The organism is Pseudomonas sp. 14P5.3.2, from assembly GCF_057799175.1.
The window spans coordinates 13,551-38,997 of the sequence record NZ_JBYOKU010000029.1; the positions used below are offsets into that span (position 1 = coordinate 13,551).

Here is a 25,447-nt window from a genome sequence, read left to right on the forward strand (position 1 = left end):
GGGAGAGGGAGCTAAAAGCGGATCGCATTCACCGTTAGATGTTTCAGCTTTTTCAGAAGTCCAGGCAGGGCCGCTGCGACGGCCCGCGCCTTTTTGGAGCACCGCACCATGACGCTTGCAGTCCAGTTCACCAACGTTTCCCGGCAGTTCGGCGAAGTGAAGGCCGTTGACCGGGTTTCCATCGATATCCAGGACGGCGAGTTCTTTTCCATGCTCGGCCCTTCCGGCTCGGGCAAGACCACCTGCCTGCGCCTGATCGCCGGGTTCGAACAACCGAGTGCCGGCTCGATCCGCATTCACGGCGCCGAAGCCGCCGGTCTGCCGCCGTATCAACGTGATGTGAACACCGTATTCCAGGATTACGCGCTGTTCCCGCACATGAACGTGCTGGACAACGTCGCCTACGGCTTGAAGGTCAAAGGCGTGAGCAAAACCGAGCGCCACAAGCGCGCCGAAGAGGCGTTGGACATGGTCGCCCTCGGTGGCTACGGCGCACGCAAACCGGTGCAGCTGTCCGGCGGTCAGCGCCAGCGTGTCGCCCTCGCCCGCGCCCTGGTCAATCGCCCTCGGGTGCTGTTGCTCGATGAACCGTTGGGCGCTCTCGATCTGAAACTGCGCGAACAGATGCAAAGCGAATTGAAGAAGCTGCAGCGCCAGCTCGGCATCACCTTCATCTTCGTCACCCACGACCAGACCGAAGCGCTGTCGATGTCCGACCGCGTGGCGGTGTTCAACAAGGGCCGTATCGAGCAGGTCGACACCCCGCGCAATCTGTACATGAAACCCACTACAACCTTCGTCGCCGAATTCGTCGGTACTTCGAACGTGATTCGTGGCGATCTGGCGCGTCAGCTCAGCGGCCATCCGCAGCCGTTTTCGATTCGCCCCGAGCACGTGCGTTTCGCCGAAGGGCCGCTCGCCAGCCATGAAATCGAAGTCAGCGGTTTGCTCCACGACATCCAGTATCAGGGCAGCGCCACGCGCTATGAACTGACCCTGGAAAACGGCCAGACCCTGAGCATCAGCCACGCCAACAATCAGTGGATCGACAGCAGCGCGCAGCACCAGACCGGCCAGCGCCTGAGCGCACGCTGGGCGCGGGAAGCGATGATCCCGCTGCACGATACCGTTGCGAGCGGGGTCTGACATGAGCACGCTCGCAATGACCCAGGCACCGCCGTTGCGGCGGTTTTCCAACCTGCTCTATCGCAAGCCGAATCTTTATCTGTCGCTGCTGCTGGTGCCGCCGTTGCTGTGGTTCGGCGCGATCTACCTCGGCTCGTTGCTGGTGCTGTTGTGGCAGGGTTTCTACACCTTCGACGACTTCACCATGGCGGTCACCCCTGACCTCACGCTGGCGAATTTTGCCGCGCTGTTCCAGCCGTCGAACTTCGACATCATCCTGCGCACGCTGAGCATGGCCATCGTCGTGTCCATCGCCAGCGCCATCGTCGCGTTCCCGATTGCCTACTACATGGCGCGCTACACCACGGGCAAGACCAAGGCGTTTTTCTACATCGCGGTGATGATGCCGATGTGGGCCAGTTACATCGTCAAGGCCTACGCCTGGACGCTGCTGCTGGCCAAGGGCGGCGTCGCACAATGGTTCGTCCAGCATCTGGGACTGGAGCCGGTGTTGCAGTTCATCCTCGGCATTCCCGGCGTCGGTGGCAGCACTCTGTCGACCTCGCACTTGGGGCGCTTCATGGTGTTCGTCTACATCTGGCTGCCGTTCATGATCCTGCCGATTCAGGCCTCGCTGGAACGTCTGCCGCCGTCACTGCTGCAGGCCTCCGCCGACCTCGGCGCCAGGCCGCGCCAGACCTTCATGCAGGTGATTTTGCCGTTGTCGATCCCGGGGATTGCTGCCGGCTCGATCTTCACGTTTTCGCTGACCCTGGGCGATTTCATCGTGCCGCAACTGGTGGGCCCGCCGGGCTACTTCGTCGGCAGCATGGTCTACGCGCAGCAAGGTGCGATCGGCAATATGCCGATGGCCGCGGCGTTCACGTTGGTGCCGATTGTGTTGATCGCGGTTTACCTGTCCATCGTCAAACGACTGGGGGCCTTCGATGCACTCTGAGCGCGCTTCACTGGGTCTGCGCATCACCGCCTGGGGCGGGTTGGTGTTCCTGCACTTCCCGATCCTGATCATCTTCCTTTACGCCTTCAACACCGAGGAAGCCGCGTTCAGCTTTCCGCCGAAGGGCTTCACCCTGCACTGGTTCAGCGTGGCGTTTTCGCGGCCGGATGTGCTGGAGGCGATCAAGCTCTCGCTGCAGATTGCCGCCATCGCCACGTTGATCGCGATGGTGCTCGGCACGCTGGCTTCAGCCGCGTTGTACCGCCGCGATTTCTTCGGCAAGCAGGGCATTTCGCTGATGCTGATTTTGCCGATCGCCCTGCCGGGGATCATCACCGGGATCGCGCTGCTGGCAACGTTCAAGACGCTGGGGATCGAGCCGGGGATGTTCACCATCATCGTCGGCCACGCGACCTTCTGTGTGGTGATCGTCTACAACAACGTCATCGCCCGCCTGCGCCGCACGTCACACAGCCTGATCGAAGCCTCGATGGACCTCGGCGCCGACGGCTGGCAGACCTTCCGCTACATCATCCTGCCGAACCTCGGCTCGGCGTTGCTGGCCGGCGGCATGCTGGCGTTTGCGCTGTCGTTCGACGAGATCATCGTCACCACGTTCACCGCCGGCCATGAGCGCACCTTGCCGTTGTGGCTGCTCAACCAGCTCAGCCGCCCACGGGATGTGCCGGTGACCAACGTGGTTGCCATGCTGGTGATGATGGTGACCATGCTGCCGATTCTCGGCGCGTATTACCTGACTCGGGGTGGCGAGAGCGTCGCCGGTAGCGGCGGGAAATGAATATCTGACTGACACCTAGATCCCCTGTGGGAGCGAGCTTGCTCGCGAAGGGGCCATGACATCCAACATTGATGTCGGCTGACACACCGCCTTCGCGAGCAAGCTCGCTCCCACAGGTTTCTCAATTCGGCCAGAACAATAAAAGTGTTAGCGAGGACAATGAAATGCAAACCAGACTCTTGATCAACGGCCACCTGGTCAACGGCGAAGGCCCGGCCCAACCAGTGCTCAACCCGGCGCTCGGCAGCGTACTCGTGGAAATCAATGAAGCCAGCGAGGCCCAGGTCGACGCCGCCGTGCGCGCCGCCGATAACGCCTTCGCCGAGTGGTCGCAAACCACGCCGAAAGACCGTTCGCTGCTACTGCTCAAACTCGCCGACGCCATCGAAGCCCATGGCGAGGAACTGGCGAAACTCGAATCCGACAACTGCGGTAAACCCTACAGCGCCGCACTGAACGACGAGATCCCGGCGATTGCCGATGTGTTCCGTTTCTTCGCCGGCGCCAGCCGTTGCATGAGCGGTTCGGCCGGTGGCGAATACCTGCCCGGCCACACCTCGATGATCCGCCGCGACCCGGTGGGCGTGATCGCCTCCATCGCGCCGTGGAACTACCCGCTGATGATGGTCGCCTGGAAAATCGCTCCGGCCCTCGCCGCCGGTAACACCGTGGTGCTCAAGCCGTCGGAACAGACCCCGCTGACCGCGTTGCGTCTGGCCGAACTGGCGTCGGAAATCTTCCCGGCCGGTGTACTCAATCTGGTATTCGGTCGCGGTCCTAGCGTCGGCAGCCCGCTTGTGACTCACCCGAAAGTGCGCATGGTCTCGCTGACTGGCTCTATCGCCACCGGCTCGAACATCATTTCCAGCACCGCCGACAGCGTCAAACGCATGCACATGGAGCTGGGCGGCAAGGCCCCGGTGATCATCTTCGACGACGCCGACATCGATGCGGCGGTTGAAGGCATTCGTACGTTCGGTTTCTACAACGCCGGGCAGGACTGCACCGCCGCGTGCCGGATCTATGCGCAACAAGGCATCTACGACCAGTTCGTCGAGAAGCTTGGCGCTGCAGTCAGCAGCATCAAGTACGGCTTGCAGGATGATCCGTCGACCGAACTGGGGCCGCTGATCACCGCGCAGCATCGCGACCGCGTCGCCGCGTTCGTCGAGCGCGCCGCAGCGCAGTCGCACATTCGCTTGATCACCGGCGGCAAGGCTGTTGAAGGCAATGGGTTCTTCTTCGAACCGACGGTGCTGGCCGACGCGCAACAGGATGACGAGATCGTTCGCCGCGAAGTGTTCGGGCCAGTGGTCTCGGTGACCAAATTCACCGATGAAGCGCAGGCGCTGGAGTGGGCCAACGATTCGGACTACGGCCTCGCCTCCTCGGTATGGACGGCGGATGTCGGACGCGCGCATCGCTTGTCCGCGCGGTTGCAGTACGGCTGCACCTGGGTCAACACGCACTTCATGCTCGTCAGCGAAATGCCGCATGGCGGTCAGAAGTTGTCCGGCTATGGCAAGGACATGTCCATGTACGGGCTGGAGGACTACACCACGGTTCGGCATGTGATGTTCAAGCACTAAAGCATCGCCAGCAGGCTGGCTCCTACAAGGAATCGTATTTCAACCTGTAGGAGTGAGCCTGCTCGCGATGGCGTCAACTCCGGCTTCAAGGCAGAAACCGGCCACACGCACCACCAGGATTCAACACCTAACAATAACTACCGACCCGGGCGGCGCCCGCAAAGCCCCGCCACGGCCTCGGCCATCCGAAATCTGCCGATTTCCCGGAGCAAAACACATGAGTGCCTCACCCGAACTCTCGGCCGCCGTTGCCGACAGCGATGCCGAACAACTGCGCAAACTCGGCTACACCTCGAACTTCAACCGCAGCATGAGCCTGTGGGAAAACTTCGCTTTAGGGTTCACCTATCTGTCACCGGTCGTAGGGGTTTATACCCTGTTCGGCCTGTGCCTCGCCGCCGGCGGGCCACCGATGTTCTGGGCTTACTTGCTGGTCGGTTGCGGCCAGTTGCTGGTGTGCCTGATCTTCGGCGAAGTGGTCTCGCAGTTCCCGATTTCCGGCGGCGTCTATCCATGGGCGCGACGTCTGGTCGGCAAGAAATGGGCGTGGATGGTCGGCTGGATCTACTCCATCGCCCTGTGCGTGACCATCGCGGCGGTGGCCGTCGGTGCCGGCCCGTATCTGGCGGCGATGCTCGGGTTTGAACCGAGCAACAACACCAACATCGTCATCGCGCTGGTGCTGACCTTGTTCGCCACGCTGGTCAATCTGAGCGGCACCAAAGTGCTCGCGCGCATTGCCATGTTCGGTTTCCTCTGCGAACTGGTCGGCGCGGTGATCGTCGGCGTGTACCTGCTGATCTTCGAGCGTCACCAGCCGCTGAGCGTGCTGTTCAACACCTTCGACATCCGCGTCGACGGCTCGTACCTGCCGGCGTTTCTCACCGCCTCGCTGGCGGGGATGTTCCTCTACTACGGCTTCGAGGCCTGCGGCGACGTCGCCGAAGAAACCCCGAACCCCAGCGCAAAAATCCCGGTGGCCATGCGCATGACCATCTACATCGGCGGCATCGCGGCGATGTTCGCCTGCCTGGCGCTGATCCTCGCCGTGCCGGACATGCAAGCGGTGATCAACGGCACCGACAAGGACCCGGTCACCACCATCCTCAACAACGCCTTCGGCCCGATCGGTTCGAAAGTGGTGATGGGTGTGGTAATGATTTCCTTCATCTCCTGCGTCATCAGCCTGCAGGCTGCGGCGAGTCGTCTGCTGTACTCCTATGCTCGCGATGAAATGGTCATCGGCAGCCGACTGCTGAAAAAGATTTCTCCTACCACTCAGGTGCCCGTTGCCGCGCTGTTCGTGTCCGGCGTCCTGCCCGCCCTGATCATCGCCCTCGGCTTCTTCCTGCAAGACGCCGTGGCCACCATCGTCAGCTTCGCCGCCATCGGCATCTACCTCGCGTTCCAGATGATCGTGCTGGCCGCTTTGTACGCGCGAATGAAAGGCTGGAAACCCAGCGGCAAATTCACCCTCGGCGCGTGGGGCTGGCCAGTGAACATCGGCGCGCTGGTGTATGGCGTCGGCGCAATCATCAACATGGCCTGGCCACGTACGCCGGATGCGGCGTGGTACGTGAACTATGCGATGGTGTTGAGTACGGTGATCGTGATTGGTCTGGGGCTGGTTTACATGTGGATTGGCAAGCCGTATGACCATGGGAAGGCGCCGGCTGGGGATGCGTGGAAGGTGAGTCGCTAAATACAATCGCCCCGGAAACCCAAAAGTTTCAGGGGCGATGCTCGAAACCTGCACTATTTGTAGTCATTCCTACAACTCAGGAGGGTGTAATCAACTCAACCGAGGGGAAATAGTTTCGGTACCGCTTAGAATCTCGAGTCAACAACGGTAGTTTCTTTACGGCCGCATGCGCACCAATGAAAAAATCCGCTAGGACATTGTGCTTTCCGCCGCCCACCTTCCGATAACGTACAAACGCCTTACCAGCCAAAAAAAGCGCAGATCGCGGAATTTCCTGCATGACTAATCCGAGTTGATTGACCACTCCATCCAATGCTTCAAACGTGGAAAACGTCTGGGACAGCTCTGCATAGACGATCGGATTAATTACCAGCTCATGGACCAGTGACTGAGCGCGGAGCTGCTGAATAGACCAGTCAGCCCAAACAGGGTCATCCTCCAAAACGTCTATCAACACATTGGTATCAACCAACACCATCAATCATCACCCCTGAGCAACGCCATCAAATCATCGGTTCTCCATTTGATATCGGCTTTGCCCCGGACAGCGTCAAATCGATCCTGAGTCTTCGCTTTACCTGCAGCGGGCTTGGCACCTTGCAAAACCACCTCACCCTGCTCGTTAACGCTGAATTCTATGGCCGAGCCTGGCGTCAGATGCAAGGCATCACGAATAGGCTTGGGAATTGTGACTTGACCTTTACTGGTCATGGTTGTCGTCATTTCATGCTCCTTGAGTATTACTCGCCATAGAAACGTAATACTTGACTGCTGGATCTGCAACCGCCGCTGATCGTGGGATTATTCCGATCGACTAGAAGGAAATTTTCATCAAGCTATCAGCGGTAACCCACAATCAGCATTCGACAATCTCCCTAGCCACAGCTTTTACAGTCACCGTGAAAGCCAAATGGCTCTCAAGGTGGCTGCTACTCCAACACTAAAACCGCGAAACACTCCTCATCGCATCCACCAGATACCGCATCGCAATCCGGTCACTCTCCGACAACTCGCGATAGCGCTCCACCAGCTTCAGCTCTTCAGAACTCAATCGACGTCTTCTGCGGCCGCTGCCGAGGCAGGGAAAGATGCCGAGCATTTCGGCGATGCCTTGTATTTTTGCCATGGACGATGTCCTTCTCTGATACTTCGAAGAATTGCTTGATCACCACATCGCCCTGCCCCTTACAGCAGCGCCTGTGCCCCGCCGGTCGTGCCGGCCATGTTCATAGAATAGAAATTTAATCGGCGCTGAAAAGCGGTTTTTAGAGTAATTAGTCGAAAAAAGCAGAAATGCCCTGTAAATCAGAAAGTGCCGTCGGACATTTAACCGACATGTCTTGTTTCATTGACACTCTGTCGGTGTGTATCAACGAATTTTGCAACGCGAGCGAACCGTTTAAGCTAGCCGGCATCTGTTTATAGTCCGTTGCGTTTGGCCGAAGGCTTGTCCGAACCGTAATTTCTGATCCAGCACGTGCCAGGAAAGGCGCGGGATTGCTCACGACAGGTTGTATTTATGCACCGCAGGAATTTGCTCAAAGCGTCGATGGCCATTGCGGCTTACACCGGTCTCTCGGCTTCCGGCCTGCTGGCCGCCCGTGCCTGGGCAGCCAATGGTGGCGCCGCCGATGGCGAGGCCCAGGCTTTCGACTTCGAAGCGCTGAAGCGCCAAGCCAAGCAATTGGCCGGAACGGCCTATCAGGACAGCAAACAGGTGCTGCCGCCGACTTTGGCGACCATGACCCCGCAGAACTTCAACGCGATCCGCTACGACGGCGATCATTCGTTGTGGAAAGAAAACAAGGGTCAGCTGGACGTGCAGTTCTTCCACGTCGGTATGGGTTTCCGTCAACCGGTGCGCATGTACAGCGTCGATCCGAAGACCCGGACCGCGCGCGAAGTGCATTTCCGCCCGACGCTGTTCAACTACGAGAACACCTCGGTCGATACCCAGCAGCTCAAGGGTGACCTGGGCTTTGCCGGTTTCAAGCTGTTCAAGGCGCCGGAGCTGGATCGCCATGACGTGGTGTCGTTCCTCGGCGCCAGCTATTTCCGCGCGGTGGATGCCACTGGCCAATATGGCCTCTCGGCCCGTGGTCTAGCCGTCGACACTTACGCGAAAAAGCGCGAAGAATTCCCGGACTTCACCAAATTCTGGTTCGAGACCCCGGATCAGAATGCCACTCGCTTCGTGGTCTACGCCCTGCTCGACTCGCCGAGCGCCACCGGTGCATACCGCTTCGACATCGATTGCCAGGCCGAGCGCGTGGTGATGGAAATCGACGCCCACATCAATGCGCGTACCGCCATCGAACAACTGGGCATCGCACCGATGACCAGCATGTTCAGCTGCGGCACCCACGAACGCCGCATGTGCGACACCATCCACCCGCAGATTCACGACTCCGATCGCCTGGCGATGTGGCGCGGCAACGGCGAGTGGATCTGCCGTCCGCTGAACAACCCGGCGACCCTGCAGTTCAACGCATTCGCCGACACCGATCCGAAGGGCTTCGGACTGGTGCAGACCGACCACGAGTTCGCCAACTATCAGGACACCGTCGACTGGTACAGCAAGCGCCCGAGCCTGTGGGTCGAGCCTACAACCGCGTGGGGCGAAGGCTCCATCGATCTGCTGGAAATTCCTACCACCGGCGAAACGCTCGATAACATCGTCGCGTTCTGGACGCCGAAGAAGCCAGTGGCCGCAGGTGACTCGCTGAACTATGGCTACAAGCTCTACTGGAGCGCCCTGCCACCGGTGGGTACGCCGCTGGCGCGAGTGCATGCGACCCGTTCGGGCATGGGTGGCTTCGTCGAAGGCTGGGCACCGGGCGAGCATTACCCGCCAGTCTGGGCCCGTCGTTTTGCCGTGGACTTCACCGGCGGCGGTCTCGATCGCCTGCCGCAGGGCACCGGGATCGAACCGGTGGTCACCTGCTCCAACGGCAAGGTGCAAGACTTCAGCGTGCTGGTGCTCGATGACATCAAGGGTTACCGGATCCTGTTCGACTGGTACCCGACCAGCGACAGCGTCGATCCGGTGGAACTGCGCCTGTTCATCCGCACCAATGACCGCACGCTGAGCGAGACCTGGTTGTACCAGTACTTCCCGCCGGCACCGGACAAGCGCAAGTATCCTTGATGATTTGAGGCGCCTGCACGGGCCTCTTCGCGAGCAAGCCCGCTCTCACTCTGGCTCTCGGTCGATCACACAATTTGTGACTGACACGGAACCAGGGTGGGAGCGGGCTTGTTCGCGAAAGCGGCAGAACATTCAACATCGGATATTGAAGAAACTGCGTCAGGTCAGTGGGCAATACAGATGAATGTCTCTGGGTTCTTGATCAAACAGCTCAGGATCCGGTTGATCAACCAGCCGGCAGCCCTGACGCTGATAGAACTCCACAGTGTTGCGCGATTCAGTGGCTGAGACATACAACGCCTCGGCACCGAATCGCCGCCCCTGCTCACAGGCCAGCGCAAACAACTTCGCCCCCAGTCCCTGCCCCCGGTAGTCGCGGCTGATGTGCAGAAACTTCAACTGGCGCATGCTCAGTCCCTGATTGTGAATAACCCGGTTATCCACAACCACCGCCGCGACCAGCGCCTGCCCGTCGAAAATCCCGTATAACCAGCCACCTCGCCGCAAGCACTTCGCCAGCGCCCGCGCATTTTCTTCGGCCTCCCCTTCCGGCCATCCGCGCATGTCGAAACGTGCCGGGTAAAGCACCAGCACGCCGTTCTCCAGGCGATAGCACTCTTCCACCAGCTCACTGCGGTCGATCTGCGCCAGCAGCAGCAAGTCGTGTTCGGTCAGTTCTCGTTCGATCAACATGCTCGACTTCCTTGGCAAATGGCAGGCAAGAAAAAACCCGCCGGTTCAATGGCGGGTTTTATAGACGTTACACCGGTTTGAAATCAATCGCGCAGGTCAGACTCGTGGATCGGCTGATCACGATGGGTCGCGCGTTGATACTGCGCCGGCCACACCGCCTGGCGCCCGCCGAGATCATCGTCGGCGTGCAGCGGCCAGTAAGGATCGCGCAGCAACTCGCGGGCGAGGAAGATGATGTCAGCCTGGCAGGTGCGCAGAATGTGCTCGGCCTGCGCCGGCTCGGTAATCATGCCCACGGTGCCGGTGGCGATGCCTGACTCCTTGCGCACCCGTTCGGCGAAGCGCGTCTGATAACCCGGCCCCACAGGAATCTCGGCGTTGGCGGCGGTACCACCGGAGGAGACGTCGATCAGATCCGCTCCCAGTGCCTTGAGACGACGCGCCAGTTCCACGGTTTCATCCGGGTTCCAGCCGTCTTCAACCCAGTCGGTGGCCGACACCCGGACGAACAGCGGCAGCTCTTGCGGCCACACCTCGCGAACGGCCTCGGTGACTTGCAGCACCAGACGAATGCGGTTTTCGAACGAACCACCGTATTGATCGCGGCGCTGATTGCTCAGCGGTGACAGAAACTGATGCAGCAGATAACCGTGGGCGGCATGTACCTCGACCACGCTGAAACCCGCGGTCAACGCGCGTTTGGCGGCCGCAACGAAGGCCTGAATGACCTCGGCGATCTGCCCTTCATCAAGCTGTTTCGGTTGTGTGTGTTGCGGATCGAAAGCAATCGGCGATGGCCCGACCGGGGTCCAGCCGCCATCCTCCGGTTTGACGCTACCGTGTTTGCCGATCCATGGCCGATGAGTGCTGGCCTTGCGCCCGGCGTGGGCCAGTTGAATGCCGGCAACAGCGCCCTGAGCGGTGATGAAGCGGGTGATGCGTTGCAGCGGTTCGATCTGTTCGTCGTTCCACAAACCGAGGTCTTCGGCGGTGATCCGCCCGTCGGCGGTGACCGCCGTGGCTTCAGTGAATATCAGACCGGCGCCGCCCACCGCGCGGCTGCCCAGGTGCACCAGATGCCAGTCGTTGGCCAGACCGTCGACGCTGGAGTACTGGCACATCGGCGACACGGCGATGCGGTTGGGCAGGATCAGTTGGCGGAGGGTAAAGGGTTCGAGCAGCAGACTCATGGGGCACCTCTCAAATCAGTGGGCAGGCTCCAGGGTTCTGTTTGAAAAGTCGACGAGTGACAGGAAAAGGTGCAGCACCCGCCCCCGCGGGCAAAAAATTCGACAAGACGTCACAAGGCCAATCAAGCAGTGCTTAGAGCCTAGTCGACAACCGGGGATGAGGGAGGGTTCAGAGTGATTCAGTGTGTGAAAGGGTGCTTTCGCGAGCAGGCTCGCTCCCACATTTTGGAATGCATATCCCTGTGGGAGCGAGCCTGCTCGCGAATGGCGTCAGCGCGGTTCGATGTGGGCAATCATCAGTTGCACCGTCTCGTTGCCACGAAATTCGTTGACGTCGAGCTTGTAGGCCAGCTCGACCCACTGAATGGTCGGATTCGGCCAGACGTCACGGTCAATACCAAAGGCAATGCCATCCAGCTTCACCGAACCGCACTCGCTTTTCAGCACCACTTTCAGGTGCCGCTCGCCGACCACCCGTTGCTCGACCAACTGGAACACGCCATGGAACAGCGGCTCCGGGAAGTGCTGGCCCCAAGGCCCGGCATGACGCAGTGCGCGGGCCAGCTCCAAGTGGAACTCCTCGACCGCAAGCGTGCCGTCCGAGAGCATGCGCCCGGTCAGGTCTTCTTCGCGAAGTTGCCGCCGCACTTCAGCGTCAAACGCCTCGGCGAACAGCGGAAAATTCTCTTGCGGCAAGGTCAGGCCGGCCGCCATCGCATGACCGCCGTACTTGGCGATCAGGTTCGGATGCTGCGCCGCCACCACGCTCAAAGCATCGCGGATGTGGAAACCCTGCACCGAACGGCCCGAGCCCTTGAGCAAACCGTCACCGGCATCGGCGAAGGCAATGGTCGGGCGGAAATAACGCTCTTTCATGCGCGAGGCGAGAATGCCGATCACGCCCTGATGCCACTCGGGATCGAACAGGCACAGGCCGAACGGCATCGACTCCACCGGCAAGTCCTTGAGCTGGGCCAATGCCTCGCGCTGCATGCCCTGCTCGATGGATTTGCGATCCTGGTTCATGCCGTCCAGTTGCGCGGCCATTTCCCGCGCCAGATTGGCGTCGGCGGTGAGCAGGCATTCGATCCCGAGGCTCATGTCGTCCAGACGCCCCGCCGCGTTCAAACGCGGGCCGACGATGAATCCCAGGTCTGTGGAGGTAATCCGCGCCGCGTCACGCTTGGCGACTTCAAGAATCGCCTTGATCCCCGGACGGGCACGCCCGGCGCGAATCCGCTCGAGGCCCTGATGCACCAGAATCCGGTTGTTGGCGTCCAGCGGCACCACGTCGGCGACGCTGCCCAGCGCCACCAGATCCAGCAGTTCACCGATGTTCGGCTGCGGTTTGCTTTCGTACCAGCCGAGGCTGCGCAGGCGCGCGCGCAAGGCCATCAACACGTAGAAAATCACCCCGACCCCGGCCAGCGCCTTGCTCGGAAACTCACAGCCCGGCTGGTTCGGGTTGACCAGCGCATCGGCCTGCGGCAGTTCATCGCCGGGCAAGTGGTGGTCAGTGATCAAGACCTTGAGCCCGGCCTTTTTCGCCGCGGCCACGCCTTCGACGCTGGAGATGCCGTTGTCGACGGTGATCAACAACTGCGGCTCGCGGGTCAGGGCGACTTCGACGATTTCCGGGGTCAGGCCATAGCCGTACTCAAAGCGGTTCGGCACCAGATAATCGACATGCGCCGCACCCAGCAGACGCAAGCCGAGCACGCCGACCGTACTGGCGGTCGCGCCATCGGCGTCGAAGTCACCGACGATCAGAATCCGCTGACGCTGCTCCAGCGCCGTCACCAGCAGATCCACCGCCGCCTCGATGCCCTTGAGCTGCTGGAACGGAATCAGCCGCGCCAGACTTTTATCCAGCTCCGCCTCGGACTGCACGCCCCGCGCGGCGTACAAACGCGTCAGCAAAGGTGGCAGGTCACCGAGAAACGGCAGCGTGGCAGGCAACGGTCGAGGATCAATACGCATGGGGTAACGGAAACTTCTCTTGAATAGGTGGGATTAATCAGTGAACGACGCAGGATCAGCCGCGTTCACCGGCCAGCCATTCCAGCTGGACTTCGTGCTGACCACGGTCGTCAGTGACGAAAATCGTGCCTTCGCTGATCATCACGTCCCACTTGATGACGCGCGGCATGTCCTTGGCCAGGGTTTCCAGCACCTCTTGCGGCACGGCGGCGATGTTGACGTTTTTCAGGTTCTTCGCCACCGGTACCACTTTGCCTTCCCACACGCGCAGGCTGCCGTAGGCCAGCAGGCTGGTGCGTTCGGTACGACGCGAGCACCAGGTCAGACGATCGGCGTCCGGCTGACCGACTTCGATCCAGTGCAGAACGCGGTCATCCAGGCTTTTTTCCCACAGCGCAGGTTCATCCACGTCCGACAGACCACGGCCAAACGACAGCAGTTCGTTGTACCAGAGGGCGTAGGCCAGCAGCCGCACGGTCATGCGCTCTTCGGTTTCCGAAGGGTGACGGGCGATGGTCTGCTTGACGCTCTCGTAGACGCTACGGTCGAGGTCGGTGAGGTTCAGTTCGAATTTGTACGTGGTAGACGGCTGGGCCATGAACGGGCTTCTTGATACGAGGAAAGTCGGCAAGTCTAACCGATGCCGTAGGCAATCATCGAATTGATGGCGATCAACCTGCGGCGTCTGACAGCCGGCTATGTTAAAACGCTGTATCCGCTCAGCCTTGTCCTACAGGATTCAGTATGCCGTTCGCCAACAAACCGCTCAGCGGTGTGAAAGTCATTGAATTGGGTACGTTGATTGCCGGGCCGTTTGCCTCGCGCATTTGCGGCGAGTTCGGCGCCGAAGTGATCAAGATCGAATCGCCCGACGGCGGCGATCCGCTGCGCAAGTGGCGCAAATTGTATGAAGGCACCTCGCTGTGGTGGTTCGTCCAGGCGCGCAACAAAAAGTCGCTGACGCTGAACCTCAAGCACCCCAAGGGTCTGGCGATCCTGAAAAAACTCCTCAGCGAAGCCGACATCCTGATCGAAAACTTTCGCCCCGGCGTGCTGGAAAAACTCGGGCTGAGCTGGGAAACCCTGCACGCGCTGAATCCGAAACTGGTGATGGTGCGCCTCTCCGGTTTCGGCCAGACCGGGCCGATGAAGGATCAACCGGGCTTCGGCGCGGTCGGCGAGTCCATGGGTGGCTTGCGCTATATCACCGGTTTCGACGACCGGCCACCGGTGCGCACCGGGATTTCCATCGGCGATTCGATTGCCGCGCTGTGGGGCGTGATCGGCGCGCTGATGGCGCTGCGTCATCGCGAGGTCAACGGCGGTCTCGGCCAAGTGGTCGATGTCGCGCTGTACGAGGCGATTTTCGCCATGATGGAAAGCATGGTGCCGGAGTTCGACGTGTTCGGTTTCATCCGCGAGCGCACCGGCAACATCATGCCGGGCATCACGCCGTCATCGATCCACACCAGCGCCGACGGCAAACACGTGCAGATCGGTGCCAATGGCGACGCGATCTTCAAGCGCTTCATGCTGATCATCGGTCGTGAAGATCTGGCCAACGACCCGACGCTGGCGAGCAACGATGGGCGTGATAATCGTCGCGACGAGTTGTATGGCGTGATCGACCGCTGGGTCAATTCGCTGCCGCTGCAAAATGTGCTCGACCTGCTCAATCAGGCGGATGTACCCGCCAGCCGGATCTTCAGTGCCGAAGACATGTTCAGCGATCCGCAGTACCTCGCCCGGGAAATGTTCCTGCAGGCGAAACTGCCGGACGGCAAGCCTTTCAAGATGCCGGGCATCGTGCCGAAACTCTCTGATACACCGGGCACTTCCGAATGGGTCGGGCCGCAGCTCGGTGAACACAATGCGCAGGTACTCCACGATCTTGGCTACGACGAACAGCAGATCGCCCGACTGCGCGCAGACGGAGCCATTTAACCTGAAACATCACCGGACATCGGACGCCAACCGCGCCCACCACTGGTGGACGTGGCGGCTGTTCGGCCTGTTGTTTCTGCTGATTCTGCCCGCCTGGGCGCAGGCAAAACCGACGCTGATCTGGTTACTGCGCGATCTGCCGCCCCTGACCATCTTCGAAGGCCCGAAAAAGGGCCAGGGCGTCATCGACCAACTGCTGCCGATGTTGATCGCCGGCATGCCGCAATACGAACACACGCTGATGCGGGTCAATCGCGCCCGCGGCATGCAGATGCTGCACGAGCCGTCCTTCACCTGCGACCCCTCGCTGATCTGGAGCAAGGAGCGCACGCAATGGATCACTTTCTCTATCCCGGCGTTTCGCGCTGTCAGCAATGGTCTGGTGGTGCGACAGAAAGATCGCGACGTACTGGCACCTTACCTGGTCGATGGCGAAGTCGATCTGACGGCATTTCTGGCCAATGGCGAAATCAAGGTCGGGGTCGTCGCAGAGCGCAGTTACGGCGAATTTCTCGACAATCTGCTCAAGCAGGCACCCGGCGGTGCACTGACGCCGCATTATGGCAACGACGCCCTGAGCAGCCTGCTGTCGATGCAGCGTCTGGGGCGTCTGCAAGTGGTTTTGGGTTACTGGCCGGAGATCCGCTATCAGGCGCAGCAGGCGCAAATTGCCGAAGATGAATTGGTGTTCTACCCGATTCGCGGCACCGGCAAATATCTGTCTGGCTATGTCGGATGTTCCGATACGCCCCAGGGCCGTCAGGCGATCAGCGAGATCAACCAACTGCTGCGTACCCTGCCCCATGCGCAACTTGACCAGTTGTACGCCGACTGGCTGGATCCCGAGATGCGCACGGATTACCTGCAACAGGCGCGGATGTTTTTCGAGCAGCAGACCGCGCAATAAAACCTGCGGGCAAAAGAAACCCCGAGAAGTGGGGAGACGACTCGGGGTTAAACGTGGTCTACATAAAGACCCGTAGCAGCAAGCGACAAGCACCGGAGCACAATGCTTGATCCTGCTGTTATGGGGTCTGACTGACGGGAGTGCAGGAAGGTTCCCACAAAAAATATTTCATCTTTACAGTGCCGCGCGCTTATCCAGCGCTGCATTGCGCAAAGCCGCGATCACACAGGGCTCCAGTCGACCTTCGACGATCAGCACATCACGATGCAGACCGTCGACCACATCGGTCAGCAGGCGCTTGTCGGTCAATTGCGCCTGATTGAATTCGCGCTCCACCACGATGGCCCCGTTGCTGTTCTTCAGCGTCACCAGGCATTCGCCATGTGCGCCACACGGAGTCAACGTGACCTGGTACGGGCTCAGAGCCTCACCGAGCAATAGACTGATACTTTCCATCTCGATCTCCACTCAATAGTCCGAAAACATTGTGCCTGGGGCGTGTTCACAATAAATGACCACCCGCCCGAGAAGAAAGTTCTGAATACCGCGCTGCTCCCGGAGCAGTTAGCGGTCTGTCAAAGAATGCACGGTGAAGATGACAGAAACAAAACCGTCGGTTCAGGCACCCGACGGATGGGCTGCCGTTTGCAGGTAGCTGTCCAGCAACCCGCGCATCAGTACCGCCGAGACCGGCGTCTGCAAGCGCCCCAGCAGCTTCAGGTCCTGAGCGTGCAGCATGCTTTCGAGATCGCTCAGCAGACCCGCTGCCATCCGCCCCAGCAGGATGACGGCGCTGGCCTCCCGTCGGGCCGCCAGATGCCGGATCAGTGCCAGGCCTTCCCCGCCTTCCAGTTGCGGATCGCAGATCGCGATGTCGACCCGGGTACGACGCTCCAGCGAACAGCGCGCCGAAGCCAGCGACGGCGCCGTCAGTACGTCATAGATGCCGACCGCGTTGAGCATCTGGTGCAACGCCATCATTCGATAAGGATCAGGTTCTAGAATCAGGACTTTGAGCGAGCGCATGGGCGACCTCGGAAACGGCAATCGCGGACTTGTCCGCAGTTGCCGCCCACTTTAGGGCAGCCTCCTTCAGTCCCCCATCGGAAAAGGAGGCGCGTGACATAGGAAATTTCCCTGTATCACTGCGATGTCATACCGCTGTTGCGTCGCGCTGGGTGATGTCCGTCCAGCCGCCGAGCAGGCCTCGCAATTCGCCTTTCGCGCTGTAGAACGGCACGGTCCACTGGTAGATTTCCCGATTGCCATTATTGAATTGCAGGCGGCGTCTGCTGAAGCGGGTTCTGCGTGTCCTCAACTGAATCATGAACTCATCATGCAGCATCCCGGCGGTAGCTCGCGGCAGCGCATCGACGTCGATCAAGCGGCATCCTTTCACCTGTTCAAAGCGGATCGACAACGCCTCTTCATAACTTTTGTTGCACAGAATCAGGCGCCCCTCCAGGTCACGAACGAACACCGGATCAGGCATGGCATCAATCAACGCACGCTGGAACACCAACTGATCGCCGAGTTCGCTTTGCACGTCTCGATGCTGTTTGATCACGGCCGCCATTCGCCGATTCCATAGCAGCGACATCACACAAAAGCCCCCGACCAGAACCACGCCCCAGCAGCTCGAGCGGAGCCAGTGCTGCCAACCGGCGGCGGCCGGCTTCGGGCCGATGCCGCCCAGCCATTTCAGGCGAATGGCTCGTAGCTCTGAGGCCGGGAATGCTTCCAGGGCCTTGTTCAGAATGCTCAGTAATTGCGGCTGGCCTCTGCGCACCGCCAGAAGATCGGCCTCCCACTTGCCCTCCAGCAGTTCGCCGACCTTCAGCAGGCCCGAAGGGTAGAGTTGCGCGCCGATTTCGTTTTCGATGGTGGCATAGGCTTCGCCGCTTTCGACCAACGCCCGCGCCTCGGCATAGGTTTTGACCGACCGTAATTCGATGGACGGATAATCGCGCCGGATCATCCCCTCCAGCGCGTGCCGGCCAGGTAATACCAGCACCCGTTTGGCCAACTGCTCCAACGAATGCAGCCCGGGTTCGCCGGTACGGCCGACAAACACCCAGCCGGCACCGCCAAAGGCATGGCTGAAATCCAGACTCGATCTGCGCTCGTCATTCATCGCCAGGGTCGTGCTCATGTCCGCTGCACCGGTTTCCAGGCGCTCGAGCATCTGCGCGGTCGAGAAGGATTCCCGGTAGATGAACTGTAATCCGGTCATGGCACTGATGCGTTTGAGCACATCACTGTTAAGGCCACTCCAGTGACCGTGCTCATCCAGGAACAGGTACAACGGGTATTGCTCCGCTGCCACGATCACCGTCGGGTTATCCCGGATCCATTGCAGCTCTTCCTCATCCAGCACCACGGTGCCAATGTTCAACTGCTCTTCATCATGCGCCAGGTGCGCCGCCGCGCCCACGCGCCAACCCCACAACAGGCACAACAGAAGTACCCGCTTCAGGGTGTGTTTCCATCCTCTTTCAAACAGCATTGCCACTTCCTTCGTGATCGACTCACCCGTCCTTCATGGGCGAAAACCCGAGCAGTGTGGCAGCAGAAACAAAAAAGCCCGTCAGGAGACGGGCTTCAAAATGTGACAGCTTTTTCGACTTACAGCGGCTTGCCGCGGTTGCCATGCTGGCTGACAAAGGCCTGTACGGCTTTCAGTTCGTTTGGCAAAACAGTGCAGCGCTCGTTTCGCTCAAACAAATCAGAAAGATGTGCAGGCAGTTCGAGAGCTTTTCCTACACCTGCTTTCTCTACGGCATCCGGGAACTTCACCGGATGCGCCGTGCCCAGGATCACCATCGGGATGTCCAGACTGCGACGGCATTCGCGTGCGGCCTTGACGCCGATGGCGGTGTGCGGATCCAGCACTTCGCCGCACTGCGCGTAGACTTCGGCAATGGTTTCGCAGGTTTGCGCATCGTCCACAGCCAGCGAGTCGAACAGCTTGCGGGCTTCAGTCCAGCGCTCTTGCTCAACGCTGAAACCGCCACCCTGCTTGAACGAATCCATCAAACCGGCAATCGCCGCACCGTTGCGACCGTGCAGGTCGAACAGCAGGCGTTCAAAGTTGGACGAAACCATGATGTCCATCGACGGCGACAGCGTGGCGTGCAGGGTTTCCTTGACGTACTGGTTGCCGCTCATGAAGCGGTGCAGGATGTCGTTGCGGTTGGTGGCGACGATCAACTGGTTGATCGGCAGGCCCATGTTGCGTGCCAGGTAACCGGCGAAGATGTCGCCGAAGTTGCCGGTCGGTACCGAGAACGCCACCGAACGTGCCGGGCCGCCCAACTGCAGGGCTGCGTGGAAGTAGTAAACGATCTGGGCCATGATCCGCGCCCAGTTGATCGAGTTCACCGCGACCAGGCGCGTGCCCTTGAGGAAGCTCTGGTCGGCGAAGCTGTTCTTGACCATTTCCTGGCAGTCATCGAAGTTGCCTTCGATGGCGATGTTGTGGATGTTCTCACCGAGGATGGTGGTCATCTGCCGACGCTGCACTTCGGACACACGGTTGTGCGGGTGCAGGATGAAGATGTCGACGTTTTCGCAGTGCTTGCAGCCTTCGATGGCGGCCGAACCGGTGTCACCCGAGGTGGCGCCGACGATCACCACGCGCTCGCCGCGCTTTTCCAGCACGTAATCGAGCAGCCGACCGAGCAGCTGCAGGGCGAAGTCCTTGAACGCCAGGGTCGGGCCGTGGAACAGCTCGAGCACCCATTCGTTGCCGTTCAGCTGACGCAGCGGCGCAACGGCGCTGTGCGAGAACACACCGTAGGTTTCTTCGAGGATCTTTTTGAAATCGGCGTCAGGAATGCTGCCGGTGACGAACGGGCGCATTACGCGGAAAGCCAGCTCGTGATACGGCAGGCCGGCCCAGGAGGCGATTTCTTCCTGGGTGAAACGTGGCAGGTTTTCCGGGACGTACAGACCGCCGTCAGTGGCGAGACCGGCCAGCAGGACGTCTTCGAAATTCAGGGCCGGTGCCTGGCCGCGGGTACTGATATAACGCATGTTTTCAAACCTTCGGTTTGAGCTGCGAGCTTCAAGCTTCAAGCTGCAAGCTGAGTGTCACTGGCCTCTAGCTTGCCGCTTGCCGCTCGTAGCTTGCCGCTGCTTAGTTAAGGTGCTCGACGCGGATCCGCACAACCGGACCGTTGACGCCGGCCAAGGCTTCCAGAGCGGCAATCGCATCGTTCATATGCTGTTCCAGCACGCGGTGGGTCAGCAGGATCATCGGCACCAGACCGTCGTGTTCCTCGACTTCCTTCTGCATGATCGACTCGATGTTGATGCCGCGCTCCGAGAGGATGCTCGCCACCTGGGCCAGTACGCCCGGATGGTCCTTGGCCTGGATGCGCAGGTAGTAGGCGCTTTCGCAGGCTTCGATCGGCAGGATCGGATGCGCCGACAGCGAGTCCGGCTGGAAGGCCAGGTGCGGCACGCGGTTTTCCGGATCGGACGTCATGGCGCGAACCACGTCCACCAGGTCGGCGATCACCGACGAAGCGGTCGGCTCCATGCCCGCACCGGCACCGTAGAACAGCGTCGAACCGGCAGCGTCACCGTTGACCATCACGGCGTTCATCACGCCGTTGACGTTGGCGATCAGACGATCCGCCGGGATCAGCGTCGGGTGTACACGCAACTCGATGCCGGCCGCAGTGCTGCGCGCCACGCCGAGGTGCTTGATGCGGTAGCCCAGCGCTTCGGCGTAGTTCACGTCAGCGGTGGTCAGTTTGGTGATGCCTTCGGTGTAAGCCTTGTCGAATTGCAGCGGAATGCCGAACGCGATCGAAGCCAGAATCGTCAGCTTGTGCGCTGCGTCGATGCCTTCGACGTCGAAGGTCGGATCGGCTTCGGCGTAGCCCAGCGCTTGCGCTTCGGCCAGCACGTCTTCGAAGGTGCGACCCTTCTCGCGCATTTCGGTGAGGATGAAGTTGCCGGTGCCGTTGATGATCCCGGCGACCCAGTTGATGCGGTTGGCGGACAGGCCTTCACGGATCGCCTTGATCACCGGAATGCCACCGGCCACGGCCGCTTCGAACGCCACGATCACGCCTTTCTCGCGTGCCTTGGCGAAAATTTCATTACCGTGAACGGCAATCAGTGCCTTGTTCGCGGTGACCACATGCTTGCCATTCTCGATGGCCTTGAGTACCAGCTCGCGGGCAACGGTGTAGCCGCCCATCAGCTCTATGACGATGTCGATCTCAGGGTTCGTGGCCACTTCGAAGACATCGTTGGTAATCGCAATACCGGTCGTCTGGAACTGAGGCTTTGGCGTGCGCGTGGCAATTTGTGCCACTTCGATCCCACGCCCGGCACGACGAGCAATTTCCTCGGCGTTGCGCTGAAGTACGTTGAAGGTACCGCCACCGACGGTCCCTAACCCACAGATGCCTACTTTGACCGGATTCACTGTGAACTCCCCATGAAACGGCCGACGCAAGGTCGGCCGGAAAACAACCGCGTGTTCGCGGCTCTCTATTAATGGCCCGGCGAAGTTACCGCCGGACCATGATCGTCAAAGGCTGACCGTGACGATGCGAATTACTTGGCGCCCAGCGCCAGTTTGGCGACTTGTGGCGCCGGCTGGTAGCCCGGAATGACCTGTCCGTCGGCCAAAACGATGGCCGGTGTACCGTTCACGCCGATCGACTGACCCAAAGCGAATTGCTTGGAAACCGGGTTATCGCACTTGGCGGCCTTGATTTCCTTGCCATCGACCATTTTGTCCATGGCCGCTTTCTTGTCTGCCGAGCACCAGACCGCTTGCAACTGCTCGTCACCCGGCGAGCCGAGGCCCTGACGCGGAAACGCTACGTAACGCACTTCGATGCCGCGCTTGTTCAGCTCAGGCACTTCGGCGTGCAGCTTGTGGCAGTACGGGCAGGTGGTGTCGGTGAACACGGTGATGTGCGATTTGGTCTCGCCCACGGCCGGATACACCACGGTTTCGGCCACCGGAATGGCATTGATCAGTTTGGAAATGCCCGCGCGCTCGGCTTTCTCGGTCAGGTTGACCGGCTTGCCGTCCTTGAGCTGGAACAGGTAGCCCTGAACGATGTACTGGCCGTCGGCGCTGGCGTACAGCACGCGGCTGCCCTTGAGCTTGACTTCATACATGCCCGGCAGCGGGCTGGCGCTGATGCTTTCTACCGGAACCTCGAGTTCGAGTTTTTCCAGGCTTTGACGAATGGCTTTGTCGGCCGCGTCATCGGCGACGGCAAAGGTGCTGACCAACGCAATGGCGGCGGCGGCGAAAATCTGGGTCAGACGCATGAGAACTCCTGAAGGCGGACAAATGAAACGGTCAGAACGCCCGAGCCGGAACACCGGGTCATAACCGTCCATCGTGCAAACCGGCAAAGCCTACCACATAAGGCTCGCATGGCCGAATGCGCCTGTCGCCAGAGATTGTGGGCGACGCAAACCCTGTGGGAGCGGGCTTGCTCGCGAAGGCGTCTTGGCAGGCGACAAATATCTCTTCTGTGACGGCCTCTTCGCGAGCAAGCCCGCTCCCACAGATTTTTCATTAGCCTCTTGGGTGATGTTTGGCGTGCAGGTCCTGCAAGCGCGCACGCGCCACATGGGTGTAAATCTGCGTGGTCGACAAATCACTGTGCCCCAGCAGCATCTGCACCACCCGCAGGTCGGCGCCGTGGTTGAGCAGGTGCGTGGCGAACGCATGACGCAGGGTGTGCGGCGACAGCGATTTGCCGATCCCGGCGACCTTGGCCCAATGCTTGATGCGGTGCCAGAAGGTCTGGCGGGTCATCTGCTCGCCGCGCTGGCTGGGGAACAGCACATCGCTGGGGCGCCCGCCGAGCAGCTCGCTGCGGCCATCGCGCATATAGCGCTCGATCCAGACAATCGCCTCTTCGCCCATCGGCACCAGCCGCTCCTTGCTGCCCTTGCCCATCACCCGCAACACGCCCTGACGCAGATTGACTTGCTCCAGCGTCAGGCTCACCAGTTCGGTCACGCGCAGCCCGCAGGCGTACAACACTTCAAGCATGGCGCGGTCACGCTGGCCGATGGCTTCGCTCAGATCAGGCGCTTTGAGCAACGCTTCGACGTCAGCTTCCGACAACGATTTGGGCAGCGGCCTGCCCAGTTGCGGCATGTCGACGCGCAAGGTCGGATCGACCGTAATCAGTTTTTCCCGCAGCAGATAGCGATAAAAGCCACGCACACCGGAAAGAAATCTGGCGGTGGAACGGGGTTTGTAATTCTGCTCCAGGCGCCAGGACAGGTGATCGAGGATCAACTCGCGACCGGCATTGATCAGCTCGAGGTTTTTCTCCTGCAGCCAGCCGTTGAACAGCGCCAGATCGCTGCGGTAGGCGCCGCGGGTGTTGTCGGACAGACCTTTTTCCAGCCACAGGGCGTCGAGGAATTGGTCAATCAGTGGATGGTCGATGGCAGGCATGGGCGCTCAAGACACGCAACCTCCAGGGCTGCGCGCAAATGTAGAGTGAACTGTAGGAATGGCCGCTAGTCTTTCATAGCCCGCAATTTCAAGGAACAGGGAGCTTCAATGAACGAGCAGCAAATTCTCTTGGCATTTGGCGGGATCGGCGCCGCTGCGCTGGGTTGCCAGTGGCTGGCGTGGCGCCTGAAGCTGCCGGCGATTCTGTTTCTGTTGCTGACCGGGATTCTCGCAGGCCCGGTACTGGGCTGGCTCGATCCGCAAGAAATGTTCGGCCCGCTGCTGATGCCGCTGGTGTCGCTGGCGGTGGCGTTGATCCTGTTTGAGGGCAGCCTGACCCTGCATCTGTCGGAATGGCGCGAAATCGGCAGCGTCGTGCATCGGCTGGTGACCCTCGGCGCACTCACGACCTGGGTGGTGATTGCCGTCGCGACCCATTTCCTGCTCGGCTTCGACTGGTTGCTGGCGATTCTGTTCGGCAGCCTGACGCTGGTGACCGGGCCGACGGTGATCGTGCCGATGTTGCGGGTGGTGCGGCCGAAAGCTTCGATCGCCAACATCCTGCGCTGGGAAGGCATTGTCATCGACCCGATCGGCGCCCTGCTCGCGGTGGTGGTCTACAGCTTCATCATCGCCCGGTCCGAGGGCAACGGCCTCGAACAGAGTCTGCTGACCTTCGGCGGCGTGATTGTCTGCGGCAGCGTATTCGGGGTGGTCGGCGGCTGGGTGCTGGGCACCGTCATCCGTCGCCAATGGCTGCCCGAATACCTGCACAACCTCGCCTCGCTGGCGGCGGTGTTGGGGATCTTCATTGCGTCCAACCAGGTGATGCATGAGTCCGGCCTGCTCGCGGTGACGCTGATGGGCATGTGGCTGGCGAACATGAAGGGCGTGGATGTGCGGCACATCCTGCACTTCAAGGAAAACCTCAGCGTGCTGCTGATTTCCGGGTTGTTCATCCTGCTCGCGGCGCGACTGGATCTGCATGCCTTGATCGGCCTCGGGCCGTTGGTGCTGATTCTGCTGCTGGTGATTCAGTTGATCGCGCGCCCGTTGAACGTGCTGTTGAGCACCGCCGGCTCCAGCCTGAGCTGGCGTGAACGCGCCCTACTGTGCTGGATCGCCCCGCGCGGGATCGTGGCGGCGGCGGTCTCGGCGATTTTCGCGATTCGCCTGGATCAGGCCGGGCACGAAGGTGCGCTGCTACTGGTGCCACTGACCTTCGCGGTGATCATCGGCACCGTGGTGCTGCAAAGCGCAACAGCACGCCCCTTGGCGCGCTTGCTGAACGTGGCCGAACCGGCGCCGAGCGGCTTCCTGATCGTCGGCGCCAACGGCCCGGCGCGTCTGTTGGGCAAGTCGTTGCAGCAATTGGGCAGCCGGGTGCTGTTGACCGATTCGAGCTGGGAGAACATTCGTGCGGCGCGCATGGAGGGGTTGCCGACGTACTTTGGTAACCCGGCTTCGCAGCATGCCGATGCGCACCTGGATCTGGTGGGGTTGGGGCACTTGTTGGCGCTGTCGCCTTCAGGCGAGCTGAATACCTTGGCGGCGATGCGCTTTCGCCATGACTTCGGTCATCAACGGCTGTTTGGCCTGGCCAGCGGTCAGGAAAGTCGTCGCAGCGACAAGCACCGGGCGAGTCTCGAGCATCGTGGCAATCAGCTGGGGAGCGAGGCGCTGACCTATGCCAAGCTGGCCAGTCTGATCAGCAACGGTGCCGAGGTTTACAGCACAACGCTGACGGACGGTTTTGGCTGGGAGGACTACCAGGCATTGCATGGCAGTCGGGCGACCCTGCTGTTCATGCGCGATGACAGCGGGTGGGTGCATGTGGTGACGCCGGAGACTGCTTTGAAACCGGGATCCGGGTGGACGTTGTTGGCGTTGATTCAGCCTGAGAGCAGCGGCGCCTGATAAATCGAATCGCGAGCAGGCTCACTCCTACAGTGTCCG

General features: G+C 60.6%; 23 protein-coding genes. 9 read left to right on the forward strand and 14 right to left on the reverse strand.

The genetic code is table 11. From position 1 onward, the window contains the following. Window positions 1-108: 108 nt before the first annotated feature. From AC27VU_RS20925 to AC27VU_RS20945, 5 genes are all read left to right on the forward strand, one after another. A complete protein-coding gene (locus tag AC27VU_RS20925; RefSeq protein ID WP_134785514.1) occupies window positions 109-1,146 on the forward strand; it encodes an ABC transporter ATP-binding protein in 1,038 nt (345 codons plus the stop codon). A 1-nt stretch (window position 1,147) separates the two neighbouring features. Continuing rightward, the gene (locus AC27VU_RS20930; protein ID WP_135295034.1) at window positions 1,148-2,083 is read left to right on the forward strand and encodes an ABC transporter permease; all 936 of its coding nucleotides are present in this window, start codon (window positions 1,148-1,150) and stop codon (window positions 2,081-2,083) included. Continuing rightward, complete coding sequence (locus tag AC27VU_RS20935; RefSeq protein ID WP_488724843.1) at window positions 2,073-2,882, forward strand: ABC transporter permease; 810 nt, start codon at window positions 2,073-2,075, stop codon at window positions 2,880-2,882. Before AC27VU_RS20930 ends, AC27VU_RS20935 begins: the two co-directional genes overlap by 11 nt. A 164-nt stretch (window positions 2,883-3,046) precedes the next feature. Then, window positions 3,047-4,471 (forward strand): gamma-aminobutyraldehyde dehydrogenase, encoded by a 1,425-nt coding sequence (locus AC27VU_RS20940; RefSeq protein WP_473018892.1) that lies wholly within the window; start codon window positions 3,047-3,049, stop codon window positions 4,469-4,471. 217 nt (window positions 4,472-4,688) lie between these two features. Then, window positions 4,689-6,173, forward strand: a complete 1,485-nt coding sequence (locus tag AC27VU_RS20945; protein WP_488724844.1) for an APC family permease — start codon at window positions 4,689-4,691, stop codon at window positions 6,171-6,173. A gap of 76 nt (window positions 6,174-6,249) precedes the next feature. Here AC27VU_RS20945 and AC27VU_RS20950 read toward each other — a convergent pair whose 3' ends face one another. The 3 genes from AC27VU_RS20950 to AC27VU_RS20960 all read right to left on the reverse strand — a co-directional run bounded on the left by AC27VU_RS20950 (window position 6,250) and on the right by AC27VU_RS20960 (window position 7,299). Beyond that, a complete protein-coding gene (locus AC27VU_RS20950; protein WP_400498633.1) occupies window positions 6,250-6,651 on the reverse strand; it encodes a type II toxin-antitoxin system VapC family toxin in 402 nt (133 codons plus the stop codon). Then, entirely contained in the window at window positions 6,651-6,896 is a 246-nt protein-coding gene (locus AC27VU_RS20955) for an AbrB/MazE/SpoVT family DNA-binding domain-containing protein (protein WP_400498622.1), read from the reverse strand. The genes AC27VU_RS20950 and AC27VU_RS20955 overlap by 1 nt, the downstream gene beginning before the upstream one ends. A 217-nt stretch (window positions 6,897-7,113) precedes the next feature. Beyond that, a complete protein-coding gene (locus AC27VU_RS20960; RefSeq protein ID WP_003222012.1) occupies window positions 7,114-7,299 on the reverse strand; it encodes a hypothetical protein in 186 nt (61 codons plus the stop codon). Window positions 7,300-7,692: 393 nt separating this feature from the next. Between AC27VU_RS20960 and AC27VU_RS20965 the strand changes: the two genes are divergently transcribed. After that, complete coding sequence (locus AC27VU_RS20965; RefSeq protein ID WP_103485374.1) at window positions 7,693-9,321, forward strand: glucan biosynthesis protein D; 1,629 nt, start codon at window positions 7,693-7,695, stop codon at window positions 9,319-9,321. A gap of 159 nt (window positions 9,322-9,480) precedes the next feature. Here the strand turns inward: AC27VU_RS20965 and AC27VU_RS20970 are convergent, their stop codons facing one another. The 4 genes from AC27VU_RS20970 to AC27VU_RS20985 all read right to left on the reverse strand — a co-directional run bounded on the left by AC27VU_RS20970 (window position 9,481) and on the right by AC27VU_RS20985 (window position 13,782). Next, window positions 9,481-10,014, reverse strand: coding sequence for a GNAT family N-acetyltransferase (locus tag AC27VU_RS20970; RefSeq protein ID WP_488724845.1), 534 nt, complete (start codon window positions 10,012-10,014; stop codon window positions 9,481-9,483). An 83-nt stretch (window positions 10,015-10,097) separates the two neighbouring features. Then, window positions 10,098-11,204, reverse strand: a complete 1,107-nt coding sequence (locus tag AC27VU_RS20975; protein ID WP_003222005.1) for an NADH:flavin oxidoreductase/NADH oxidase — start codon at window positions 11,202-11,204, stop codon at window positions 10,098-10,100. A gap of 270 nt (window positions 11,205-11,474) precedes the next feature. Beyond that, window positions 11,475-13,184 (reverse strand): single-stranded-DNA-specific exonuclease RecJ, encoded by a 1,710-nt coding sequence (gene recJ, locus AC27VU_RS20980; protein ID WP_223008419.1) that lies wholly within the window; start codon window positions 13,182-13,184, stop codon window positions 11,475-11,477. Window positions 13,185-13,239: 55 nt separating this feature from the next. Continuing rightward, window positions 13,240-13,782, reverse strand: coding sequence for a YaeQ family protein (locus tag AC27VU_RS20985; RefSeq protein ID WP_003222001.1), 543 nt, complete (start codon window positions 13,780-13,782; stop codon window positions 13,240-13,242). Window positions 13,783-13,928: 146 nt separating this feature from the next. Here AC27VU_RS20985 and AC27VU_RS20990 point away from each other — a divergent pair, with 146 nt between their 5' ends. Both AC27VU_RS20990 and AC27VU_RS20995 read left to right on the forward strand, forming a co-directional pair. Next, window positions 13,929-15,128: a CaiB/BaiF CoA transferase family protein gene (locus AC27VU_RS20990; RefSeq protein ID WP_488724846.1), complete on the forward strand. Its 1,200-nt coding sequence runs from the start codon at window positions 13,929-13,931 to the stop codon at window positions 15,126-15,128. Then, entirely contained in the window at window positions 15,076-16,035 is a 960-nt protein-coding gene (locus AC27VU_RS20995) for a TIGR02285 family protein (RefSeq protein ID WP_488724847.1), read from the forward strand. The genes AC27VU_RS20990 and AC27VU_RS20995 overlap by 53 nt, the downstream gene beginning before the upstream one ends. Window positions 16,036-16,209: 174 nt before the next feature. Here AC27VU_RS20995 and AC27VU_RS21000 read toward each other — a convergent pair whose 3' ends face one another. The 7 genes from AC27VU_RS21000 to xerD all read right to left on the reverse strand — a co-directional run bounded on the left by AC27VU_RS21000 (window position 16,210) and on the right by xerD (window position 23,491). Continuing rightward, the gene (locus AC27VU_RS21000) at window positions 16,210-16,491 is read right to left on the reverse strand and encodes a DUF3509 domain-containing protein (RefSeq protein ID WP_488724848.1); all 282 of its coding nucleotides are present in this window, start codon (window positions 16,489-16,491) and stop codon (window positions 16,210-16,212) included. A 162-nt stretch (window positions 16,492-16,653) separates the two neighbouring features. Continuing rightward, complete coding sequence (locus tag AC27VU_RS21005; RefSeq protein ID WP_201135720.1) at window positions 16,654-17,061, reverse strand: response regulator; 408 nt, start codon at window positions 17,059-17,061, stop codon at window positions 16,654-16,656. 127 nt (window positions 17,062-17,188) lie between these two features. Continuing rightward, a complete protein-coding gene (locus AC27VU_RS21010) occupies window positions 17,189-18,541 on the reverse strand; it encodes a transporter substrate-binding domain-containing protein (protein WP_488724849.1) in 1,353 nt (450 codons plus the stop codon). A 119-nt stretch (window positions 18,542-18,660) separates the two neighbouring features. Next, window positions 18,661-20,070 carry a threonine synthase gene (gene thrC / locus AC27VU_RS21015; protein WP_003221994.1) on the reverse strand — a complete coding sequence of 470 codons (1,410 nt, stop codon included), beginning with the start codon at window positions 20,068-20,070 and terminating at the stop codon, window positions 18,661-18,663. A 103-nt stretch (window positions 20,071-20,173) separates the two neighbouring features. Beyond that, window positions 20,174-21,478 (reverse strand): homoserine dehydrogenase, encoded by a 1,305-nt coding sequence (locus AC27VU_RS21020; protein WP_003221992.1) that lies wholly within the window; start codon window positions 21,476-21,478, stop codon window positions 20,174-20,176. Window positions 21,479-21,609: 131 nt separating this feature from the next. Continuing rightward, the gene (gene dsbC, locus AC27VU_RS21025; protein WP_003221989.1) at window positions 21,610-22,341 is read right to left on the reverse strand and encodes a bifunctional protein-disulfide isomerase/oxidoreductase DsbC; all 732 of its coding nucleotides are present in this window, start codon (window positions 22,339-22,341) and stop codon (window positions 21,610-21,612) included. A 253-nt stretch (window positions 22,342-22,594) separates the two neighbouring features. Further along, complete coding sequence (gene xerD, locus AC27VU_RS21030; RefSeq protein ID WP_003221987.1) at window positions 22,595-23,491, reverse strand: site-specific tyrosine recombinase XerD; 897 nt, start codon at window positions 23,489-23,491, stop codon at window positions 22,595-22,597. A 108-nt stretch (window positions 23,492-23,599) separates the two neighbouring features. Here xerD and AC27VU_RS21035 point away from each other — a divergent pair, with 108 nt between their 5' ends. Then, window positions 23,600-25,408, forward strand: coding sequence for a cation:proton antiporter (locus tag AC27VU_RS21035; protein ID WP_488724850.1), 1,809 nt, complete (start codon window positions 23,600-23,602; stop codon window positions 25,406-25,408). Window positions 25,409-25,447: the final 39 nt, after the last annotated feature.